The following is a 21,811-nucleotide window of genomic DNA, read 5'->3' on the forward strand; positions in this document are numbered from 1 at the left end:
CAATAGAATATTACGATAACAGTTCCTTGAACATACCGTTTTTCTCGGAAAGTTCCGGATAGTTTCCGGCTTCCGCCAGCCCGCCGCGGTCGAAGAGCAGGATTCGGTCGAACATTTCGGCCATCCGCGCATTCGAAAGAACCCAGATGATCGCCGGGCGCTCACCTTCCTTATGCAGGTCTTCGATGATGTTGCGGGTGATCTGATCCTGAACGCGCTGATCGAGTGCCGACAACGGCCGATTGAAGACGAAATAATCCGAGCGCTTCAGAAGCGCGCGGGCCAGGTTCAGCTTCTGGCGCTGCACCATGGTCAACCGCTTGCCGCCGGAGCCGACGTCGAATTCGAGGCCGATCGACAGGACATCGTCATAAAGGTCGAGTGCGTCGAAGAGCTCGCCCATGATGGCGCGGATGCGGTCGGAGGCGTCGGCCTGCTGATAGGCGATGCGGCCGAAGAGCACATTGTCCATCAGGCTGGCCGACGGCGTGAAACGCTCGGCGTCGTAGCGCTCGATCAGCTCGGCGAGATCGGCCGGAATATGCGCGTGGAACTGCTTGCGGGCGCTGACGATCTTGTCCATCAGCTCGTTGGTCAAAAGGCCGAAGCGGTGGCGCGGCTCGATATAGGCGAAGCTCAGCCGGATGATGGCGGAGCGCTCCTCAGGCGTGGCGTCCTCGAAGCGGCGGCTTTGCAGCTTCTGCAGGAGCGCCTGATAGGTCGGAATGTCGTCCGCCGTCATGAAGGTCAGCTGCTGGAAGAAAGGATGATCCGGCGGCAGGTCGTGGAAGAGTTCGACGGCGTTTTCGGCAATCTCGAGGCCCATGGCGTAGAGATCGGTGCTGAGGCCCGTCTCGCGGAAGAGCTGCTGGAAATAGGGATGGGCGGCGAGCCGGCGGTTGGTCATCAACGGCCGCTTCATGGTGCCGAAGAGCAGGTTCTCACCGACCGTCGCCTGGGCGTTGTAGGCGTCGAAATCGAAAGGCACGACGATGCCGTCGAGACCTTCGTCGCGCAGCCGGTCGCGCAGCGACGCGCGCAGCGCCACGACATGGTCGCTGACCGCCACATGCACGTCGGTATTGACGTTCGAGCGCAGCGCCAGGTCGAGGATGTCCTGCGAGATCAGCACGGCGTCGAGCACCGGCCGGATCGCTTTGAGGAGATCATCCGGTCCATTGGCGCCGGCCGCCTGATAATCCACCCAATCGCTGTTGAGGTCGAGCGTCGGGTTGCCGGCCTTCACCGCCTCGATGGAATGCCATTTATACTCCTGCGCTTCTTTCTCGTCGTAGACGGCGTCGATCATCGGCGCGTGCTTGAGGCCGTAGAGCAGATTGCTGGCGAGCGTGCCATGGAAGAAGAAGGTGTCGGCCGAGGCATAGGAGATGCGGCGACCGGTGATCGATTCCGGCAGCTCGAGCAGGTCGCGTCCGTCGATGGTGATGCGGCCGGAGTCGGGCCAGACCATCCGGCCGAGCGCTTCGGCGAAGGCTTCGGCGCCACTGCCGTTCGGACCGACGATCGCAACCGTCTCGTTCGGCTTGATTTCGACCGAGACGTGGTCGACGAGGCGGGCGCCGCTGTCATCGGAGAGCGTGAGGTTGGTGACGACCAGCGCGCTGGTCAGTGCGCCCACGGGTGCGGTCGCCAATTCCTGGATGTGGCTCTCGATCAAGGGCTCGACGTTGAACTGCTCGTAGACCTGCTGGTATTTCACCTGCACGTCCTGACGCATCTGGTCCCAGTCGATCAGTTCCTTCAGCGGCCCGGGCAGGTCCTTGTAGGCCGAGATGACTGCGACGAGCTGGCCGATGTCGAGCCGGCCCTGCAGCGCCAGATAACCGCCGATCGCGTAGAACAGGAAGGGCGTGACCTGGGCGAGGAAGTTGTTGATGAACTTCACCAGGAACTTCCACTGGTAAAGGTCGTAGCGGATCGAGAAGATGCGGCCGAGCCGCCAGGCGATGTCGGCGCGTTCGAGGTTGGACGTGTCGTTGCCGTGGATCGTGCCGATGCCGTCTACGATTTCGCCGACGCGGCCGGAAAGTTCGCGCGCCGTCAGCTGCCGCTGGCGGCCGAGATCCAGCAGGCGCTTGCGCATGCGGGGAATGACGACGGCCTGGACGCCGACGATGGCGGCGGCGATCATGCCGAGCCAGAAATTCTGCACGATGATGAAGGCGAGCGCGGTGATCGCCTGGCCGCCGAGCAGGGCGGGCGAGACGAAGGCGTCGCCGGTGAAACCGCCCATCGGCTCCACTTCGTCCTTGATCATGGTGGCGATCTCGGCCGATTTCACCCGCTTGAAATGAGCCGGCGGAAACCGCAGCACCCGGTCGATCAGTTCGAAGCGGATGCGGCGCAGCATGCGTTCGCCGAGCCGGCCCTTATAGGTGTTGATGTAGAACTTGAAGAGCCCGTTTAGCACCACCAGCGCCAGGAACACGAGGCTCAGGGCCATCAGCATCTGGAAGCGGTCGAGCTGCACGCCCTTGAAGAATTCGACATGGCCGATCAGCGGAATGTCATAGGCGATGTGCATGAAGGTCTGGGTTGCGCCGGGGCCTTCAAAGCCGTCGCCCTGGATCGGTCCGTTGACGATCTGCTTCGGCAGGTCGAAGGACAGGAAATAAGGGATCATCGAGGCCGCGACGACAGCCAGGATCCACAGCTGCTGCAGCCGCGTGTTCTTCCAGATATAGCGGGCGAGGCTCTTTTCCATTGGCTAACCGTCAGCGTGCTGGGAAATTTCGAAGGCGCGATCCTGGCGCGGGACGGGAGGAATTGTCGAGAACAGGACCATGCAGCCGGACCGCCGATATCGCAATGAAAACAAGGCGAAGGGACCGGCTGCAGAAAGGCCGATTCTCGCCGGAACTCTGCTTATATCACAGGATTTTTAAATTAGGCGAGCGATTCGGCAATCATCGAGCGAATGATGGCGGCCGTCTTCTCCGCCCCGTCGAGATCGAGCGAAACCGGCTCCTGCCGAGGCGCTGTCAGCGCCTTTTCGACAGCCTCTTTCACATGTGTGGAGGTCAGCCCCCGTTCCGGCAGGATGTCGGCAAGACCCAGCGCCTGCAGCCGTTCGGCGCGCACTGTCTGTTCGGTCTCGCCGCCGGCGACGAAGGGGATGAGGATCGGCCGGCACTCGGTACGCAAGAGGTCGCCGACCGTGTTGTAGCCGGCCTGCGAGATCGATACCCTGGCGCCGCGCAAGAGCGAGGGAAAATCCTTGCGAAAGCGAACCAGAGTCACATTCGGGGCTGCGTCCCGCGACAGTCTGGCGAAATCGGCCTCCGGCAGGTTGGGACCTGAGATCAGCAGCCAGCGAAGATCGCCCGGCAGCAGCGCCGCCGCCTCCTTCGCCGCGCCGATCAGCTCGGCGCCGACCGCGCCGCCGCCGGCCGATGCGATAATGTCGAAGGTTTCCGTCGGTTCGGGCGCCGGCGGCGGCGTAACGAGGCCGGTATAACGCAGCCTGTCGGCGATTTCTGGCGTCAGCGGGAAAGTATCTTCGAGCCTGACGAAGCCGGGATCGCCATGGACGAGCACAGCGTCGAAGTGATGGTTGACCAGGGCGGCGGTCTCCGCGTCGCGGCCGGCCTTGCGGTTTTCCTGCAGGATGTCGCGAACCGAGCTTAGGAGTTTCGGCCGCGGTTCGGTCTTCTCGATCGCAGCGAGCAAGGGCAGGAGTTCGAAGCGCATCTGCCGCCGGCCGAAGGGGAAGGCCTCGATGATGACGACATCGGGCCTTGTGGCATGGAAGGCATCGAGCAGCAATTGCCGGCGGGCGGCCAGGAATTCTTCCCCGGCCGGCTGGCCATCGGCATCGGCGAGGCCGGAGAAACCGGCATTGCTGGCGACGACCGCCGGCAGGGCAACGGTCTTCACACCCTCGCCGGGAAAGCCCGGTACCGGCAGGCCGCCGGTGACGACGGTGACGTCGAAACCGTGCCTGACCAGCGCATTGGCGATGCGGCTGGCGCGGGCGATGTGGCCGATGCCGAGCAGATGCTGGACATAGAAGAAGATACGCGGTGCCGTCATGACGCCTTCTGCCATTCGGCCTCGAACAGGCCGGCGAGCTGTCTGATGCTGGAGTGATAGTCGAAGTCCTCGCGCACCCGCCTTTCGGCGGCGTCGCCGAGGCGCTGGCGCAGCGCCGGATCGCGGATCGCCGCCTCGAGCGCCCGGGCGAGCAGCGCCGGATCCTCCGGCGGCACGACGAGGCCGTTCTCGCCATCCGTCAGCAGTTCCGGCACGCCGGATACTGTCGTGGAGACGCAGATGAGACGCTGGCTCGCGGCCTCGACCAACACGTTCGGCAGGCCGTCGCGGTCGCCGTTGGCGGCGATGCGGCAGGCGAGCGCAAAGACGTCGGCGCGGCGGTAGTGGTCGAGCACGTCTTCCTGCGCCATGGCGCCCTTCCAGATGATGCGGCCGGAGAGGCCGAGCTCGGCGGCGAGCGCCTTCAGCCTGGCAAGCTCGTCACCGCCGCCGATATGCTCCATGCGCCAATGGAGGTCCGCCGGCAGCAGCGCCAGCGCCCGAAGCAAGACGTCGTAGCCCTTCTTCTCGACGGCGCGGCCGACGCTGAGGATGAAGGCCGGATCAGCCGGGTTGTTGCCGGTCCTCTGCGAATGCGCGCCGGAAAAATGGCCGAAGCGGGCGAGATCGAGGCCGTGATAGCTCAAATGTACCGCCTCCTTGCGCGATGTCAGCACGCGCATGTGTTCGTAGCCAGACCGAGTGCAGGTGACGGTCCAGCGGGCGCGCTTCAGCTTCTCCTTCAGTTCCCAGTCGGGCGAGGTCCATATGTCCTTGGCATGGGCCGAACAGGTCCAGGGCGTGCCCGTCAGGATGCTGGTATATTCCGTCACCGAGGCCGGCGTATGGATGAAATGAGCATGCAGCCACTCGCCTCCATCAGGCCATTCGCGCGCCAGCACCAGCGCCTGGCCGAGACGGCGGAAGCGGTTGCGGGAGAGGTCGCGCTTGAGGTCGGCGAAGAAGCGTTTGATCAGCGCCTTGAAGCCGGTTTTACCGAAGCCGGCGACGAGGCCTTTCAGCACGCGAATCGGTTCCTCGTGCAGATATTCCGGCAGATAGACGACACTCGCCTTGATCTCGTCATGCACCGGATGGCGCTTCTTGTCGGTCGGCCGGCGCATGGAAATCAGCGTCAGGTCGAAGCCGGCCCTTTCGAGGCCGAGCAATTCCTGGGCGATGAAGGTTTCCGAAAGGCGGGGATAGCCTTTCAGCACGACGAGTATCTTGCGGCGTGGCGGCAAGGCTGTGCCCTATTCTGCGCCGACAACGGCTAGGTGGGTGGCCCGGCCGTCGAGCCATCGGCCGACGGTCTGCGAGATATGGTCCAGCCCTTCGAGATGCATATTGCTGCCGCTTTTCGACGGCGGCAGGCGAGAGGGCAAGCGCTTCAGCGCCGCGGCCATGATGGCGGGATCAACCGATTGCTCCGGCAGCAGCATCTCGACGAGGCCGAGTTCGCTGGCCCGCTTCGCGCGCAGCAGCTGCTCCTCGCGCGGCTTGACGCGGGGCACGATGAGGGCCGGCTTATCGAAGGAGAGGATCTCGCAATAGGTGTTATATCCGCCCATGGCGACGACGCCGGTGGCGCCGGCGATCAGCTCTTCCATGTGATTGTCGAATTCGATCACCTCGATATAGGGAATGGCTTCGCCCTTCTGCACCAGCTTGGCGCGCTCGGCGGCCGGCATATAGGGCCCGAGCACGACCAGCGCCTTCTGCGTCAGCGTCGGATCGGCCTCATAGGCATTCATGACGTCATGGACGAGATCGGAGCCGTCGCCGCCGCCGCCTGTGGTGACGAGCAGATAATTGTCCTTGCGGGCGTTGATCGAGCTCTTGCCTTTGGAGACGCTGCGCTGCAGGAAGCCGACAAAATCCATCTTCCGGCGCAGGCTGGCCGGCACGTCGAGACCAACAAGCGGATCGTAGAAATCCGGGGGGCCGTAGACCCAGACGCTGTCGTAATATTGGTCGATCTTCTGCATGACGCTGTTCTTCTTCCACTCGGCCTCGAGCAGATGCGGCGCGTCCATGATCTCCCGCAGCCCTAGCACCAGCACGGTGCCACGGGCCTTGAGATAAGCGAGCGTATCCTCGACCTCGCCCTTCAATCCCATCGGCTCCTTGTCGACGATGAAAATGTCGGGCTGGAAGGTCTCGGCCGTGTGGCGGATGCTCGATTCGCGCATCTTCAGCGTTTCGTGCAGATCGATGTGGCTGGCAAGCGACGTATATTCGCCGTTGCGCAGCTTGATCACGCTCGGGATCTTCACGAAGTCGACGCGGGCGCGGTAATCGAAGGCGCCGGCGATCGTCGCCCCTGAAATGATCAGGATGTTGAGGCCGCGATAGTCTTCGACCAGCGCATGGGCGATGGCGCGACAGCGCCTGAGATGGCCGAGGCCGAACGTGTCGTGGCTGTACATGAGGATGCGAGCATCTTCGAGACGTCTGGCCATGGGTGTTCCCTCCGGGGTGAACATCATAGTTAGCACCCCCACCATCCGGAGGCCAAGAGGCGGGCGCGATGCCGGACGGCGCCGCCGAGCTTGCCGCTATTTGTAGGGATCTGCCGCATCGCGCAAGCCGTCTCCCAGAAAGTTGAACGCCAAAATGACAAGAACAACAGGAATGATCGGAAAGAGCAGCCAAGGATAGAAGGCGATGACGCTGACGCTTTTTGCCTCGGTCAGCAGAATGCCCCAGCTGGTGATCGGCGGTCGAAGGCCGAGGCCGAGGAAGGAGAGCGCGGTCTCGCCGAGGATCATGCCGGGGATCGAAATCGTCGCCGAAGCGATGAGATGTGACATGAAGCCCGGCACCAGATGGCGGCCAATGATGCGCGGCGTGCTGGCCCCCATCAGCTGCGCGGCCTGGACGTAATCCTCCTCGCGCAATGCCAGGAGCTTGGAGCGCACGGCCCGCGCCAGCCCGGTCCAGTCGATGATTCCGAGGATGACGGTGATGCCGAAATATATGACGATCGGGCTCCAGGTCACCGGCATGATGGCGGCGAGCGCCATCCACAGCGGCAGGCTTGGCAGCGATTGCAGCACCTCGATCAGGCGCTGGACGATGAGGTCGAAGACGCCGCCCCAGTATCCGGCAAGGCCGCCGATGACGATGCCGAGCACGAAGCTGATCGAAATGCCGATCAGGCCGATCGTCAGCGATATACGCGCGCCGTAGAGGATGCGCGACAGCACGTCGCGGCCGAGCCGGTCGGTGCCGAGCAGGAACATCTGGCCACCGATCGCCGGGCAGATGAGATGGTAGTTCGAGGCGACGAGACCCCAGAATCTATAGGAATCGCCGCGGCAGAAGAAGCGGATCGGCTGCACGTCGTTCGGCCTGTCGGTATAGACGCGGTGCAGCGTGTCGAGATCGAGCGTCATGCTGCGGCCGTAGACGAAGGGACCGACGAACTCGCCCTTGTCGAAGAAATGGACGCGCTGAGGTGGTGCATGGATGAAGTCGACGTTGCGCGTGTGCAGGCCGTAAGGCGCCAGGAACTCGACGATAAGGATCATCAGGTAGACGGCGGCGAGAAAGATGCCGGAGATCAAAGCGAGCCTGTGCTGCTTGAACTTCCACCACATCAGTTGCTTCTGCGAGGCGAGATGGATGCGCGATTGCGCCGCCGTCATGCTCTCGGTCGCATGCGGATCGAAGGGAGCGGTGGAGACGTAGTGCGGCAGCGGCGCGCCGGGTGCGGGAAGGGGCGACATTATTTGGTGCTCCTGCCTTGCAGACGGATGCGGGGATCGAGGAAACCGAGGGCGATATCGGAGATCAGCACGCCGATGACGTTGAGGAAGGCGAGGAACATCAGGAAGGAGCCGGCGAGATACATGTCCTGGCTCTGCAGCGCCTTGATCAGCATCGGCCCGGTCGTCTCCAGCGACAGCACGATGGCGACGATCTCGGCGCCCGAGATGATCGACGGCAGGATCGAGCCGATATCGGCGATGAAGAAATTGAGCGCCATGCGCAGCGGATATTTGACCAGCGCCCGCATCGGATGCAGGCCCTTGGCGCGGGCCGTCGTCACATATTGCTTCTGCATCTCGTCGAGAAGATTGGCGCGCAGCCGCCGGATCATGCCGGCCGTGCCGGCCGTGCCAACGATGATGACGGGGATCCAGAGATGGGCCAGGATCGACTTCGCCTTTTCCCAGCTCATCGGTGCGTTGAGATATTGCTGGTCCATCAGATGGCCGATCGACAGCCCGAACCAGACATTGGCGAAATACATCAGGATCAGCGCCAGCATGAAGTTCGGAATGGCGATGCCGAGCAGGCCGAGAAAGGTCAGCCCGTAATCGCCCCAGCTATACTGATGCGTCGCCGAATAGATGCCGATCGGAAAGGCGATCAGCCAGGTGAGCAGGATCGTCGTGAAGGAGACGAGGATCGTCAGCCACAACCGTTCGCCGACCACGTCCGAGACCGGCAGCTGGTATTCGAAGGAATAGCCGAAATCGCCGTGCAGCATGCCGCCGACCCAGTAGAAATAGCGCACGATCTCCGGCTTGTCGAAGCCGTATTGCTGGCGCATCTCCTCGATTTCCTGGAGGTTGGCGGCCTCGCCGGAGGCGCGCAGCTCGGCGATCTGGCTCTCGAAGAAGTCGCCGGGCGGCAGCTCGATGATGGTGAAAACAAGCGCCGAAATGACGAAGAGCGTCGGCACCATGGCGGCGATGCGCCAGAGAATGTATCTGAGCACGCCTCAGGCCTCCTTGTACCAGAAAACATCCGGCATGTAGACGCCGAGATAGGAGGTGGGATCGAAGCCGTAGAGCGCTTTCTCCGGCAGGTTCTGCAGCTTGGCGGCGCGCAGGATCGGCTGCAGCGTGCTGTTGATGAGGCCGATTGAGAAGACCTGCTGCGTATAGAGCGACAGCATTCTGTGCCAGATCGCCTGGCGCTCCTCGAATTTTGCCGTCGAGCCCCATTGGCCGAGCAGGTCCACCAGCTCTGCCGCCTCCGGCAGGTCGGGAGCGACACCTTCCTGGCCGGCGGAGAGATAATGCATGCCCCAGAGCGGCCATTGCAGCTGATCATCGAGCGTCGGCGCAAGACCGGACGGCGACATGTCGGCCGTCGGCACGCCATTGTCGAGGCCGTACCAGATCGACATCATGATCGTGCCGCTCATGGCGCGGTTGCGGAAGACGTCCCGCTGCGAGGTGCGGGTATAAAGCGCAAGGCCGATATCGGCCCAGTGATCGTGCACCAGTTCCAGCACGTCGGTGTCGAGATTGCTTTCGCCGGCGGTCTCGACGGTGATCTCGGCGCGTCGCCCGTCCGGCAGCAGCCGGATGCCGTCGTCGCCGCGGCGGGTCAGGCCGAGCTCGTCGAGCAGGCGGTTGGCCTCGTCGGGATCGAACTTGACGAAGGCGTCGGCATATTCCTGCTTGAAGAGCGGACTGTCGGGCAGCACGGTATCGGCGCTCGGCGTGCCCAATCCATAGAAGGCGACCATATTGATCTCGTGCCGGTTGATCGCCAGCGACAGCGCCCGGCGCAGGCGCACGTCGCGGAAAAGGCCGCGCCACACCTCGTCGGCGCAGTTGAGATTCGGCAAGAGCGTGATGCGCGAGCCGCGCGCGACCTTCCAGAGATTGACCTTCACCGGAAAGCGCTTCTCCGCCTCCTTCAGGAAGGTGTAGTCGTTGAAGTCGATGCCGGTTGCCTGCAGGTCGGCCTCGCCCGCGCCGGCCTTGGCGGCGATGATCGACGAGGAAGAGACGTTGAGGATATAACGATCGAGATAGGGAAGCTGCCTGCCGTTTTCGTCGACGCGATGGAAGAACGGGTTGCGCTCGAAGACGAACTGCTCGGCCGGCAGCGCCGTCGTGTTGCGCCAGGGATCGAGCGTCGGCAGGTTGGGATTTTCCGGACGATAGGAGCGCGCCATCTTGATGTGCAGGTCCTGCCATTTCTTGACGCGGAAGGTCTGCATCATCTGTTCCATCTTCGCCTGGTCCGGCTGGAACTTCTTGTGGAACTGCTTCAGGTAATGCGCCGGCCCGAAGATGACGAGCGGCTGCGGGCCGGCCAAGCTCGGCAGGAACATCGGGTTGGGTTTATCCCAAGTATAGCGAACGGTCAGCGGATCGAGCATCTCGAAGCGCGGCAGGCTGCCGTGTGGGCGAAGCTCGAGTGCGCCGCCGCCCGGCGTCAGCTTGTCATTGAGGATGACGTCTTCCCACCAGTAGCGGAAATCATCGGCGGTGAACGGCGCCCCGTCCGACCATTTATGGCCCTCGCGCAGCGTGAAGGTGAAGACCGTGTCTTCCTCGGAACGGAAATCGGCCAGAATGTCGGGCCGGAACTGCAGGTGCTTGTCGTAGCCGATCAGGCGGGCATAGCCGTAGATCGTCATGAAGCGGATATCGCGCTGGCTGCCGATGATAGTGCGCACCGTGCCGCCATAGGCGCCGGGTTCGAGCCCCATCTCCTTCAAGTTGACGATGCGCGGGCGGGCGGGAATGCGTTCGGCCATACCAGGCAGGCTGCCTGATGCCAGCCGCTCCTTCAGGAATTCCGGCTCGCCGACCTGTTCGGCCCGCAGCACCGCCGGCGCGATCGCAGCACCGACGAGGCCGCCGAGAAAGGTGCGACGCGTCACCATCAGCGCAACTCCCGGATATCAGCGCCCTTGCGGGCGCGCACCAGATGGCCGTCGCCGAGATCGGCATAGGCAAGCTCGGAGGCGTCGTCATGCTCGGCGGTGAAGGTCTTGCCCCAGTTCTGCTTGTCGGCGGCGCCGTTTTCCCGAAGCGCCTTGAAATCGAGCGGCCGGTCGAGATCGGGGAAGGGGACGGCGGCGAGCAGTGATTTCGTATAGGGGTGCACCGGATCGCGCAGAATGATCTCGCGCGGAGCGATCTCGACGATGCGGCCCTTGCACATGACAGCGATACGGTCGGCCATGTAATCGACGACGGCGAGATTGTGCGAGATGAAGAGATAGGTCAGGCCCAGCTCCTTCTGCAGATCCTTCAAGAGGTTGAGGATCTGCGCCTGCACCGAGACGTCGAGGGCCGACACCGGCTCGTCGAGGATGACGAGCTTCGGCCCGAGCGCCAGGGCGCGGGCAATGCCGATGCGCTGGCGCTGGCCGCCGGAGAAGCTGTGCGGGTAACGGCTGAGGTAACGCTTGTCGAGGCCGATCGCGCCCATCAGTCCCTCGACCTTGCGCTTGCGCTCGGCGCTGTCGCCGCGGTCGTGGATCTCGAGCGGCTCGCTCAGGATGTTGCGCACCGTCATGCGCGGCGAGAGCGAGGAGACCGGGTCCTGGAACACCATTTGGATCTTGGTGCGCAGCTCCTGCAGCTGGGCGCCCTTGACGGCCAGCACGTCGATGACCTCTTTGCCGTCGTTGAACACCACCGAGCCGCCATCAGGGGTGACGGCGCGCATGAGGATCTTGCTGAGTGTCGTCTTGCCGCAACCGGATTCGCCCACCAGGCCGAGACATTCGCCGCGGCGGATGTCGAAGCTGACGTCGTCGACCGCATGCACGACGGCGGCTTCGTGCTTGCCGAACAGGCTGCGCCTGCGCGTCCTGTAGGTCTTCGACAGATTGGCGACGGAAAGCAGCGTGCCCGGCGTTTCAGCCTGCAGCGGCTTCTTCTTGCCGACCAGCGTCTCGAGATTGACCGGCACGTCGCGCAGCGCCTTCAGCCGTTCGCCGGGTTTCATGTCGAAATGCGGAACGGCCGCCATCAGCGCCTTGAGATAGGGATGCTGCGGATTGCGGAAGATCGCCTCGACCGGTCCCGCTTCCATGATCTCGCCGTGATAGATGACGACCACCTCGTCGGCCATGTTGGCGACGATGCCGAGATCGTGGGTGATCAGCAGCATCGCCATGCCGAGCTTGGCCTGCAGGTCGCGCAGCAGTTCGAGGATCTGCGCCTGGATCGTCACGTCGAGCGCCGTCGTCGGCTCGTCGGCGATCAGGAGAGCCGGCTTGCAGATCAGCGCCATGGCGATCATCGCGCGCTGGCGCATGCCGCCCGACAGTTCGAATGGATACATGTCGTAGGTGCGGTGCGGATTGGAGAAGCCGACGAGGCCGAGCATTTCCTCGGTCCTTTGGCGTGCTTCCTGCTTGTCGACGTCGGTATGGATTAACAGCACTTCGCTGATCTGGTTGCCGACGGTATGCAGCGGCGACAGCGAGGTCATCGGCTCCTGGAAAATCGTCGCCATGCGCTTGCCGCGCAGATCACGCATCTCTTCACTGTCGCGCGGCAGCGACAGGATATCGGTCGTGCTGCCGTCGAGCGGATCGGTGAAGAGGATACTGCCTGACGCATTGGCCGGGTTGGGCAGGATGCCCATCACCGACTGGCTGATCACCGATTTACCGGAACCGGACTCACCGACGAGGGCGGTAACCTTACCCGGAAGAATGCGGAGATTGGCTTCCTTTACGACACGCAGGCGGTCGCCGAAAACGGAGAAGGAGACGTCGAGATTCTCGATACGCAACAGATCGGCAGCGGACGCCATACCAATGAAATTCCCCAGTCTTCTATGTTCCCGTTAATGCAACACTATCGTACCGCAAACGGGGTGTCTAGCTGATGACAAGCAAGGGGAAATTGCCGCGGTTCACCATCTCTGTAACGCGCAGTTCTGGCGGCCGCAACCTGGCGTTTTACTGAATGAACTTCTCCATGCTTGTGCGCTTGACCTGTTTCTTGGCGTCGCGGTGCAGGAGAATGACCTGTTCGGCTTCGGAAAGTCCGTTCTGCACGGCCTCGCGGAAATGTTCGTCGACATGGATATCCGGGGCCGGGGCGCGTGGCTGCAGTACCGTCACCTTCTGGCGGATGCCGCGCAGCTTCTCCTCGCCGAGGGTTGTCCATTCGCCGCCGCAATAACCGGCGAAGGCCTGGCTGGCGACGACCTCCCGGCCGTATTTTTTGGTCAGGATCTGCAAACGCTGCACCTCGTTGACCGCCGATCCGAAGGCGGAGAAGGTCAGCCGGTCCTTGAGGCCGACATTGCCGAACATGACGTTGCCGACATGCATGCCGATGCCGTAGCCGATCCTGGATAGACCCTTCTCCTCGCGCTCCCGATTGAGCTCGGCTACCCGCGCCTGCGCCTGGTGGACGGCCGAAAGTGCTGCCTCGCAGGCGATTTTCGATGGGTCCTTGTGACGCCCGCAGGGATAGACGGCGAGAAAGCCGTCGCCGAGGAAGCTCAGAATCTCGCCGCCATTGCGGTTGAAGGGAGCGGCGATCGCGTCGAAGAACTGGTTCAGCGTATCGATATAGGCCTGGCGGCCTTCCTTTTCGGCATACATGGTGGATTCGCGCATGTCGCCCATGACCAGCGCCGCCCGGATCGTTTCGCCGTCGCCGCGGCGAATCTGGCCATTCAGCACCCGTTTGCCGGCGTCGCCGCCGAGATAGGTGGTCAGCATGTTGTTGGCGAGCTTGCCGAGCACCGCCATCTTGGCGGCCACCGCCAGATGGTTCTGCATCCGGAGCAGCGCGTCGATCATGTCGTCGGTAAAACCGTTATGATGGTCAGTCGACCAGGAGCCCATCATGCCCTGCACCGAATCGTCGCCGAAGGGCTGCACGAAGGCGAGGTAATCGGTCATCCTGTCCTTGCGCAGATCCTCGAAGATCGGGAATTCGGCCGGGCCTTCCTGCATCAACCGCCGCCGAATATGCTGCAGGTTGTTGTCGAGCAGGTAATAATAGGGGCTCTGCAGGAAGCGGTCCGGCTTCTGCCCGGCCGGCATGCGGAGGCCCTCGATAGTGACGCCGCTGGCCCGCCGCCAGGTGAAGCTCAAGGCATCGTAGAGCGGATGCAGCATCGAAAAGGTCAGGTGCACGCGGGCGATCGGAAGGCCGGCGGAAGCAAGTCTTTCGCAGAAGCCGCGCACGATGTTTTCGAGGTCGTCACCTGCCAGCGAGGAATGTGTCAGCCATTCGGCGACCCGGTCCAACAGGATGGAGGACACGCTGGATTCGATCGTGCTCATTCTCGGTATGATCCTCATAAGGCACGCCATCCCCAAGAGCCAAAAGTCCCCCGGCCGACGCATTTTCATGCGCAGGTCACAAGGAAATCAGGATGTACGAGCGGTAATATTTGTCAACGATCTGCCGAAAGCCCGGCAGCAGCGCCCTCAGTTCCCCGGAACGCGGATCGGAGGGGAAGTCCTTTCTCGATGGTTCAATATCAAACTCACATAGGGGTGCTGCAGATGCGAAACAATGGGACCCGGATTCTTTTGTGCGCTCAGGTTGCGGCAAAGGCCGCCGCCGGGGCATTTCGGCCACACCCCGGAGAGGTGGTGCTCTGGGATATCGGCGAGACCAGCCCTCGTGCGCTCTGAGGGCACGGCGTAAACAGGGGTGGCACCGTGGCGAGAAGAAGCTCCGGGTTTAATTCCCCGCCATGATGCATTAGATCAGCTTTCTAAATTCCCATTCGAAAGATCCCGCCTTGGCCACCTCCACCTTCGACACGCTCCTGCAGAAGATCGAAAGCCGCGCGGCGCGTGCCGGCATTATCGGGCTCGGTTATGTCGGCCTGCCGCTGGCGATCGCCGTCGCGCGCAGCGGTTTTGCGGTCACCGGCTTCGACATCGATCCCTCAAAGATGGTGGCGCTCGATGCCCGCCGCTCCTATATCGACGCCGTCAGCAACGAGGCGCTTGCCGCCGAGATCGATGCGAACCGATTCCAGGCGACGACGGATTTCGCCGGCCTTGGTGAATGTGATGTCATCATCATCTGCGTGCCGACGCCGCTCACCAAGCATCGCGACCCCGATCTTTCCTTCGTCGAGGCGACCTCGCGCTCGATCGCTGAGCATTTGCGCCCCGGCCAGCTCGTCGCGCTGGAATCCACCACCTATCCCGGCACGACCGACGATATCGTCAAGGTCATCCTCGAAGGCACCGGCTTGAAGTCCGGCGCGGATTTCTTCGTCGGCTTCTCGCCGGAGCGCGAGGACCCCGGCAACCAGCATTACCACACCGCGACTATCCCGAAGGTTGTCGCCGGCGACGGGCCGGAGGCGCTGGCTCTGATGAAGGCCTTCTATGGCGCGGCGGTGTCGACCGTCGTTCCGGTTTCCTCGAATGCGACGGCCGAGGCCGTCAAGCTCACCGAAAACATCTTCCGTTCGGTCAACATCGCCCTAGTCAACGAGCTGAAGACGGTCTATGCGGCGATGGGCATCGACGTCTGGGAAGTGATCGACGCGGCCAAGACCAAGCCGTTCGGCTACATGCCCTTCTATCCTGGCCCCGGCCTCGGCGGCCATTGCATCCCGATCGATCCCTTCTACCTCACCTGGAAATCGCGTGAATATGAGCTTCCGACCCGCTTCATCGAGCTTGCCGGCGAGATCAATTCGGCGATGCCGCGCTATGTCGTCGGCAAACTGGCCGAAGCGCTCGACATCCGCGCCGGCAAGGCGCTGAGCCGCAGCCGCGTGCTGGTGCTGGGGCTCGCCTACAAGAAGAACGTCGCCGATATAAGAGAGAGCCCGTCGCTGCGGCTGATCGAGATCATCGAGGAGCGCGGCGGCAGCGCCGATTACCACGATCCCTTCGTCGCCGAGATCCCGCCGACGCGCGAACATCAAGCGCTGAAGGGGCGCCAATCGGTGGCACTGACGGCGCAGGCCGTTGCCGGCTATGATGTCGTGCTGGTCGCGACCGATCATGACGGGGTGGATTATGCGGCGCTCGCCGAAAGTGCGGCGTTGATCATCGACACGCGCAACGTCTTCGACCGGCTCGGCCTTTCCGCCGATCACGTCGTCAAGGCGTAACGGAAACGGCCGAAAGCGACTTGCCGGTCATCCGGCTGGCGGCCACCGCATAACCGCCGGCGGCGCCATCGATGAAATGCATGTGGTCGCGCGAGATCGGCGTCGGCACAAAGCAGGTCATCAGCGCCGAGGACTGGCGATGCAGGCCGTAGCGGGCGATGCCTCTCGCCCGCGCGTCTTCCAGCAGCGTCTCGATCCGTTTCAAGCGCGCGGCGTCGACATCGACTGTCATCTTCAGCCCGTCGTCGAACTTGCGGAAATCGGAATTGCCGGCGACGTCGCCCTTGTAGCGGCGGGCATCGAAGCGGCCGAGCGGAATGCCGAGTTTGTAGCAGAGAACGGTGATCGCGAGCTGCAGGAAGATGATCAGCTTCTGCCGCAGACGTTTGCCGGCCGGCGCGGTGGCCTTGGCCTCGCGATTGATACCTTTCAGCGAGAAGGCGAATTTCGGGCCGTCGGCCGGCACCGGATGGCTGCCGCGGCTCTGCTCGGCGGTGATGGCGACGATGCCGTTGACGAGATCGCGGAACTCTTCGCCCGGCCGGCCTTCGCCGGGCACGGCGATGATCGAGACGATCTCGCCATTCTCGGCCTCGATCGGGCTCCATCGGCAGGAAAGGCCGGTGAGATCCGGCCGCGTTCCGGGGGCGGCGCGGCCGACGCCATAGTGGCCAAGCTTCATCTGTCGTTCCGCCCAGCTCGTGCCGCCGCCCCAGAACATTGCGTAAGTGACATGCGGGCTTGCGGAATAGCGGGCGACACGGACGTCGAGGCCCTCTGCGCGGGTATCGGCGACCGGTACGATGGCGATGCGCAACATCAGGCCGAGATCCTCCTCGACCCAGACCTGCACGGCGGCCAGCGCATCCCGCGCCGCCTTCTCCAGCGAACCCGGAAGCGCAATCAGGGCGCCGTCACCACCGAAGACGAAGGGATAGTCGCCCTTGCCGACCGCATTCAGCACCGCCGAAATGACGCTGGCGCCGGCCATGTTGACGTCCTTGTAGCGGCCGCCGGCGATCGCCTGCGTCGAACCGACGATATCGGCAAGCGCCAGCACCCATCCCTCCGGCAGCGGCCGGTAATTGCCGGCATCGGTCACGCCCTCGAAGGCGCTGAAGCGCGGCACGTTCGCAAAGAATTCTTCGTCATTCACGATTGTCATGGCATCGACCTTAGCACAGACCCATATCGCTGCTGCAACGCCAATTCCCATTTACGGCAATCGACTTGGCAAGGTTTCATGTGTTAGCACGCGCTCACGATTTTCATCACGGATACGGATTTCGATGAGCCGCCTCGACAGCTTCATTCGCCGCTTGACGGCCCAGCGCGACATTCTGAACGCAATCACCGATCTGGTCGAGGACATCGAAGGCCCGGTGCTGGAGTTCGGCCTCGGCAACGGCCGCACCTATGACCACCTGCGCGAAAAATTCCCCGACCGCCGCATCATCGCCTTCGACTGGGAGGTCCGTTCCTATTCGGCCTCGACCCCGGAGCCGCAAGATATGGTGACCGGCAACATCCGCGATTCCGGTCAGGCCTTCCTCGGGATCGGCGCGGCCCTTGCCCACGCCGATATCGGCACCGGCCATGACGAGATCGACGCGGTGACGCTGACCTGGCTGCCGCAGCTGATGGCCGGCGTGCTCGCCCCGAACGGCATTGCGGTCAGCGGCTTGCCGCTGGAGCATTCGGAGCTTGCGGCGATGCCGCTGCCGGAGGGAATCAAGGAAGGGCGTTACTTTCTGTATCGGCGGGTGTGAGGGGGAGAGTAGGCCCCGGCCCCACCCGCCTGTTGAAGGAGGAGAAAATGAAACGCATCGAGATGGAAGTGAGCGGCGGCTGCCAGTGCGGTGCCGTGCGCTACCACGCCACCGCCATGTTCGACAATTCGCATCTCTGTCATTGCCGCATGTGCCAGAAGGCCTCGGGCAACATCTTTGCCGCGCTGGTCGCCGCTCCCGATGATGCGCTCAGCTGGACACGCGGCAAGCCGAGCGTCTGGAAGAGTTCGGAGCTTGTCGAGCGCGGCTTCTGCGCCAATTGCGGCACCCCATTGTTCTTCCACCACCTGGAAAACGGTCGCACCAACCTGATGATCGGTTCGCTCGACAATCCGCACCCTTTCTCGCCGCATGCCAATACCTGCACCGAGAACATGGTGACATGGTTCGACACGATCACCGACATAGAAAATACCGGTGCAACCGAAAATAACGGCGCCGACTGGGCGGCGGCGATCAAGGAGAGCAGCAATCAGCACCCCGATCGCGATACAACCTCCTGGACGGTGAGGGGGCGTGACGGCTGAATTCTAGGAGCTTCCGCTCACGAGGCACAGGAATAAGCCGCTGCCGAGCGCGCCGTCAGTTTTGCCTCGAATTCAGCCGCGATTTCCTCCAGCGTCACGCTGCCCAGCCGCCTCAAAAGCAGCGCCTCCGCCTCCTTCATCGCATCGGCCAGCGCGTTATTCACCGCCTGCTCGACCAGACATTTGGGCTGATCGTCGGCGAGGCCGATGGCAAAGACGTGCGGTTCGCCAAGCGCGTTATAGACGTCGAGCAGGGTGATCTCGGACAAGGGTCGCACCAGCGTCCAGCCGCCGCCATGGCCCTTTTCCGAACGCACATAGCCCTGCTGGCGAAGCCCGGCCATCGTGCGGCGAACGACGACGGGATTGGTGTTCAGCATCTTTGCAATCATTTCGGAGGTCGCCGCATGCTGATGCCGATCCATGTGGATCAGCACGTGCAGCATGCGGGAAAGGCGGCTGTCGTTGCGCATGGTTCTGTCCTGTCGAGCGAGCGCGCGATTATCGCAGCCAGTTTGTAACAAGACAAGTGACATGAGTCTTGACCGCCTGGTTTCATGTAACTTATGATGATTCATGAACCAATATCGAAGGAGTCAGCGCATGTCCTACGAAGTCATCGTCATCGGCGGCAATTTTGCCGGCCTGTCGGCAGCCATGCAGCTCACCCGGGCGCGGCGGCGGGTTCTGCTCGTCGATGCCGGCGCGCCGCGAAACCGGTTTTCGCAAGCTTCGCACGGTTTTCTCGGCCAGGACGGCCAGGCGCCGGCGGCGATCATGGGTGAGGGGAAGAGGCAGCTTTCGCTTTATCCGAACATAACATTTCGCGACGGCAAGGTTACCCGCGCCCGGAAGGAGGGTGAGGAATTCGTCATCACCATCGAAGGCGGCGGTGAAGAACGCGCTGCCCGCCTCATTCTCGCGACCGGCGTCAGCGATACGCTGCCCGACATCCCCGGCCTTGGGGAGCGCTGGGGCCGCTCCGTGCTGCACTGCCCCTATTGCCACGGCTACGAGGTGAGCGGCGGCGAACTCGGCGTCCTTGCAAACCACCCGCATTCGGCCCATTCCGCCATGATGATCCCGGACTGGGGCGCGACCACCTTCTTCACCCAGGCACTGTTCGAGCCCGATGAAGAGCAGCTGGCGCGGCTGACGAACCGCGGTGTACGCATCGAACGCAGCCCGATCGTGGAATTGCTCGGCGACAGTCCGAAACTCCAGGCGGTACGTCTCGCCGATGACCGCATCGTGCCGCTCGACGCCGTCTTCGTCGCGCCGAAGACCGCGATGGCGAGCCCGATCGCCGAACAGCTGGGCTGCGCCTTCGACGACGGCGCTTTCGGGCCGGTGATCCGCACCGGCGAAAACAAGGAGACCAGCGTCAAGGGCGTCTTCGCCGCCGGCGATGCGGCGAGCTCCATGCACAGCGGCACGCTCGCCTCCGCCTCGGGTGTTCTCGCCGGCGTGCATTGCCATCAGTCGCTGGTGATGCCGCCTGCCAGCTAGTGTTTGGCGGCGGTGCCCGCGGCAAGGGCGTTGAGGATCTGTCGTCGTTCCAACAAAGCGCGAGCGTGTCAGCAGAAAAATGGACCGCCCGCCTTGCGCCTCCGCGGGTAACGCCAGCCAAAGCTGCCCGTCAGCCACGCTCCCCAACCAGTTCCCATAGATCAACCTTCTCAGCCCGCCCCTTCACCTGCACCAGCCCCAACGGCCGAAACTGGAAGCGGTCGCCGACGGCATTGTGGACTGCGGCGCTCACCAGGATCGAGGTGCCGTAATCCTTGTTCAATCCTTCCAGCCGTGAGGCGACGTTGATCGTATCGCCCATGGCCGTGTATTGCTGGCGCGAGATTGCTCCGAAACTGCCGACGACGGCGGGACCTGTGTGGAGCCCGAACCGCGTGAAGAGTTCGGGGCGGCCATGAACTCTGTTTTCCCGATTGAGGTCGTCGATCGCGGCTTTCATCGAAAGCGCGCAGCGACAGCCGTGTTCGACATGCCCGCCATCTTGAACAGGGGCATTCCACATGACGAAAATGGAGTCGCCGAGATATTGCACGACCGTGCCCTCATGACGCTCGGCGATGGTGTTCAGCAGCTCGAAATAGGCCGACAGCGTATCGACCACGTCCTCGGGTGAATTCTGCTCCGATATGGTCGTGAAGTCCCTGATATCGGTGAAAAGCACGGTCACGTCCTGCCGCTTCGCCTTGACCACCGTTCGCCCGTCAGGGCTGACGATACGGCGAACCACTTCGCGCGGTACATAGAGGGCAAACTGGCCGATGGCGTGACGGCTTGCCGAGAGCGCGCTCGCCAATGTGTTGATTTCGGTTATCCAGGAGTGCGACGAGGCTTTCTCACCGACATCGAGATCACCGATCCTGCGCGCCTCGTCGGCGAGTCGGTAGAGAGAGCGGCTGACCATCCGCGAGAGAATGACCGATGCCGCGACACCCGCGAGCACTAAGGCGCCGGCAATCAGCAGATTGCGCACGAGCAGCCGGTGGGCATCGGCCACGAGGTCTTCCAACGGCACGACGATCGCAGCGCTGCTTCCCTGGAACAGACCGGATATGCTGACGGGAGCGATCTGCACGAGATAGCCTTCACCATCAAGATCGAACCGCGCCAATCCGCCGCCTGCGAAGGCGGGATCTCGCCGCAGCCTCGCAACCGTTTCCAGACTGGTATCGAAAGCGTTCGCCGTCATGGCGAAAGAGCCTGAGGTCCTCGACCAGATCGAGATGATCCTGCTCATGATGTCAGGGTCGGAGTGAGCAATGAGATTGTCGCTCCCGTCGATGACATAGGCTCGGGCATGCGGCGAAATTCCCTGCGCATCCAACAGGCGACCGATGGTCTGCAGGTGAACGTTGATGCCGACGACCACCCGCCCATCGTCCCTCGTCGGTGCCGCGATCGTCAGGGTCGGAACCTGGAGCGTTCCGGTCACATAGGGTCCGACCGAGACCGGAACTCCATCCTGGACCACCGCTTGATACCAGGGGCGTTGCCGCGGATCGAAAGATGCATTTTCGATCTTCCGCTCGCCGATGGGTCTCGCCTTGCTGTCGAGAAAGCGAAGCGTCGATATGACGCTCGCGCTTTGTCGCTCGGCGATCGTTCTGATCGCGAAAGCCGCATTGTCAGGCGCCGAGAGGGTCTGGCGGACATCCCTCCTTGCAGCTTTGATGACCTGCAGGTACGAGCCGTCGGGATAACCGGTATAGATGCTCGTTGCCTCGGGGACGTTTCGCAGAACTTCGAGAAAGAGTTCCTGTTTTGCCTCGATATCCTGAGGCGGCGGCGAAGCGAGCTGCGGCAGGGTCGCTGCCAGCGCGACCGCCTCGTAGCCTCCTTCCAGCGTGTTGCGGTATCCCTCGATCAGCCGCAGGCTCATCTCGCGCATCTGCTGCGCGCCGGCACTCACGGCAGCATTGCTTCCCTGCCTGAACGCCATCCAGATAATCGGCATCGACGTGCAAAGCAGCGATGCAACGATCAGGACCCCGAGATGTACTCTGAGCGGTTTGGACCAGCGCACGAGACTTCCCTCGAATGCGGAAACGTCTCAGCACACCTATCGCCCACGGGTCGTCTAACTGTGCA

16 protein-coding genes are annotated in these 21,811 nt (G+C 62.9%); 4 read left to right on the plus strand and 12 right to left on the minus strand.

Going from position 1 to position 21,811, the window contains the following annotated elements; all coding sequences use genetic code 11:
• Nucleotides 1-10 precede the first annotated feature (10 nt).
• From HJC00_RS04155 to HJC00_RS04195, 9 genes are all read right to left on the minus strand, one after another.
• On the minus strand, nucleotides 11-2,725 hold the full coding sequence (locus tag HJC00_RS04155) for an ABC transporter ATP-binding protein (RefSeq protein WP_210632499.1): 2,715 nt from the start codon (nucleotides 2,723-2,725) through the stop codon (nucleotides 11-13).
• 182 nt (nucleotides 2,726-2,907) lie between these two features.
• A complete protein-coding gene (locus HJC00_RS04160) occupies nucleotides 2,908-4,053 on the minus strand; it encodes a glycosyltransferase family protein (RefSeq protein ID WP_221153276.1) in 1,146 nt (381 codons plus the stop codon).
• Entirely contained in the window at nucleotides 4,050-5,297 is a 1,248-nt protein-coding gene (locus HJC00_RS04165) for a glycosyltransferase (RefSeq protein ID WP_221163659.1), read from the minus strand. Before HJC00_RS04165 ends, HJC00_RS04160 begins: the two co-directional genes overlap by 4 nt.
• A gap of 9 nt (nucleotides 5,298-5,306) precedes the next feature.
• Nucleotides 5,307-6,515 carry a glycosyltransferase family protein gene (locus tag HJC00_RS04170; RefSeq protein WP_210632502.1) on the minus strand — a complete coding sequence of 403 codons (1,209 nt, stop codon included), beginning with the start codon at nucleotides 6,513-6,515 and terminating at the stop codon, nucleotides 5,307-5,309.
• Between the two features lie 96 nt (nucleotides 6,516-6,611).
• A complete protein-coding gene (locus HJC00_RS04175) occupies nucleotides 6,612-7,784 on the minus strand; it encodes an ABC transporter permease (protein ID WP_210632503.1) in 1,173 nt (390 codons plus the stop codon).
• A complete protein-coding gene (locus tag HJC00_RS04180; protein WP_210632504.1) occupies nucleotides 7,784-8,782 on the minus strand; it encodes an ABC transporter permease in 999 nt (332 codons plus the stop codon). Before HJC00_RS04180 ends, HJC00_RS04175 begins: the two co-directional genes overlap by 1 nt.
• Before the next feature lie 3 nt (nucleotides 8,783-8,785).
• Nucleotides 8,786-10,693: an ABC transporter substrate-binding protein gene (locus HJC00_RS04185; RefSeq protein ID WP_221153278.1), complete on the minus strand. Its 1,908-nt coding sequence runs from the start codon at nucleotides 10,691-10,693 to the stop codon at nucleotides 8,786-8,788.
• Complete coding sequence (locus HJC00_RS04190; RefSeq protein ID WP_221163660.1) at nucleotides 10,693-12,582, minus strand: ABC transporter ATP-binding protein; 1,890 nt, start codon at nucleotides 12,580-12,582, stop codon at nucleotides 10,693-10,695. Before HJC00_RS04190 ends, HJC00_RS04185 begins: the two co-directional genes overlap by 1 nt.
• Nucleotides 12,583-12,730: 148 nt before the next feature.
• A complete protein-coding gene (locus tag HJC00_RS04195; RefSeq protein ID WP_210632507.1) occupies nucleotides 12,731-14,074 on the minus strand; it encodes an adenylate/guanylate cyclase domain-containing protein in 1,344 nt (447 codons plus the stop codon).
• A 467-nt stretch (nucleotides 14,075-14,541) separates the two neighbouring features.
• Between HJC00_RS04195 and HJC00_RS04200 the strand changes: the two genes are divergently transcribed.
• Nucleotides 14,542-15,879 carry a nucleotide sugar dehydrogenase gene (locus tag HJC00_RS04200; protein WP_221123097.1) on the plus strand — a complete coding sequence of 446 codons (1,338 nt, stop codon included), beginning with the start codon at nucleotides 14,542-14,544 and terminating at the stop codon, nucleotides 15,877-15,879.
• Here the strand turns inward: HJC00_RS04200 and HJC00_RS04205 are convergent.
• Nucleotides 15,869-17,044, minus strand: a complete 1,176-nt coding sequence (locus tag HJC00_RS04205) for a DUF3095 domain-containing protein (protein WP_247241785.1) — start codon at nucleotides 17,042-17,044, stop codon at nucleotides 15,869-15,871. The genes HJC00_RS04200 and HJC00_RS04205 overlap by 11 nt on opposite strands.
• 124 nt (nucleotides 17,045-17,168) lie before the next feature.
• Here HJC00_RS04205 and HJC00_RS04210 point away from each other — a divergent pair, with 124 nt between their 5' ends.
• Nucleotides 17,169-17,648, plus strand: coding sequence for a class I SAM-dependent methyltransferase (locus tag HJC00_RS04210; protein WP_221153279.1), 480 nt, complete (start codon nucleotides 17,169-17,171; stop codon nucleotides 17,646-17,648).
• 47 nt (nucleotides 17,649-17,695) lie between these two features.
• Entirely contained in the window at nucleotides 17,696-18,196 is a 501-nt protein-coding gene (locus tag HJC00_RS04215; RefSeq protein WP_221153280.1) for a GFA family protein, read from the plus strand.
• A gap of 17 nt (nucleotides 18,197-18,213) precedes the next feature.
• Here HJC00_RS04215 and HJC00_RS04220 read toward each other — a convergent pair whose 3' ends face one another.
• Complete coding sequence (locus HJC00_RS04220) at nucleotides 18,214-18,669, minus strand: Rrf2 family transcriptional regulator (RefSeq protein WP_221163661.1); 456 nt, start codon at nucleotides 18,667-18,669, stop codon at nucleotides 18,214-18,216.
• A gap of 130 nt (nucleotides 18,670-18,799) precedes the next feature.
• Between HJC00_RS04220 and HJC00_RS04225 the strand changes: the two genes are divergently transcribed.
• Nucleotides 18,800-19,705: an NAD(P)/FAD-dependent oxidoreductase gene (locus HJC00_RS04225; protein WP_221123099.1), complete on the plus strand. Its 906-nt coding sequence runs from the start codon at nucleotides 18,800-18,802 to the stop codon at nucleotides 19,703-19,705.
• A 130-nt stretch (nucleotides 19,706-19,835) separates the two neighbouring features.
• Here the strand turns inward: HJC00_RS04225 and HJC00_RS04230 are convergent, their stop codons facing one another.
• Entirely contained in the window at nucleotides 19,836-21,746 is a 1,911-nt protein-coding gene (locus HJC00_RS04230) for an adenylate/guanylate cyclase domain-containing protein (RefSeq protein ID WP_221123100.1), read from the minus strand.
• Nucleotides 21,747-21,811 lie beyond the last annotated feature (65 nt).

Origin of the sequence: Rhizobium sp. NLR22b (genome assembly GCF_019685295.1) — a bacterium.
In the GTDB taxonomy this organism is placed as follows: domain Bacteria; phylum Pseudomonadota; class Alphaproteobacteria; order Rhizobiales; family Rhizobiaceae; genus Rhizobium.

What these genes read in the sequence shown, in the direction of transcription:
- HJC00_RS04155 (WP_210632499.1), bottom strand. Translation starts at nt 2,725, where the DNA reads ATGGAAAAGAGCCTCGCCCGCTATATCTGGAAGAACACGCGGCTGCAG.
- HJC00_RS04160 (WP_221153276.1), bottom strand. Translation starts at nt 4,053, where the DNA reads ATGACGGCACCGCGTATCTTCTTCTATGTCCAGCATCTGCTCGGCATC.
- HJC00_RS04170 (WP_210632502.1), bottom strand. Translation starts at nt 6,515, where the DNA reads ATGGCCAGACGTCTCGAAGATGCTCGCATCCTCATGTACAGCCACGAC.
- HJC00_RS04175 (WP_210632503.1), bottom strand. Translation starts at nt 7,784, where the DNA reads ATGTCGCCCCTTCCCGCACCCGGCGCGCCGCTGCCGCACTACGTCTCC.
- HJC00_RS04185 (WP_221153278.1), bottom strand. Translation starts at nt 10,693, where the DNA reads ATGGTGACGCGTCGCACCTTTCTCGGCGGCCTCGTCGGTGCTGCGATC.
- HJC00_RS04190 (WP_221163660.1), bottom strand. Translation starts at nt 12,582, where the DNA reads ATGGCGTCCGCTGCCGATCTGTTGCGTATCGAGAATCTCGACGTCTCC.
- HJC00_RS04195 (WP_210632507.1), bottom strand. Translation starts at nt 14,074, where the DNA reads ATGAGCACGATCGAATCCAGCGTGTCCTCCATCCTGTTGGACCGGGTC.
- HJC00_RS04205 (WP_247241785.1), bottom strand. Translation starts at nt 17,044, where the DNA reads ATGACAATCGTGAATGACGAAGAATTCTTTGCGAACGTGCCGCGCTTC.
- HJC00_RS04210 (WP_221153279.1), top strand. Translation starts at nt 17,169, where the DNA reads ATGAGCCGCCTCGACAGCTTCATTCGCCGCTTGACGGCCCAGCGCGAC.
- HJC00_RS04215 (WP_221153280.1), top strand. Translation starts at nt 17,696, where the DNA reads ATGAAACGCATCGAGATGGAAGTGAGCGGCGGCTGCCAGTGCGGTGCC.
- HJC00_RS04220 (WP_221163661.1), bottom strand. Translation starts at nt 18,669, where the DNA reads ATGCGCAACGACAGCCGCCTTTCCCGCATGCTGCACGTGCTGATCCAC.
- HJC00_RS04225 (WP_221123099.1), top strand. Translation starts at nt 18,800, where the DNA reads ATGTCCTACGAAGTCATCGTCATCGGCGGCAATTTTGCCGGCCTGTCG.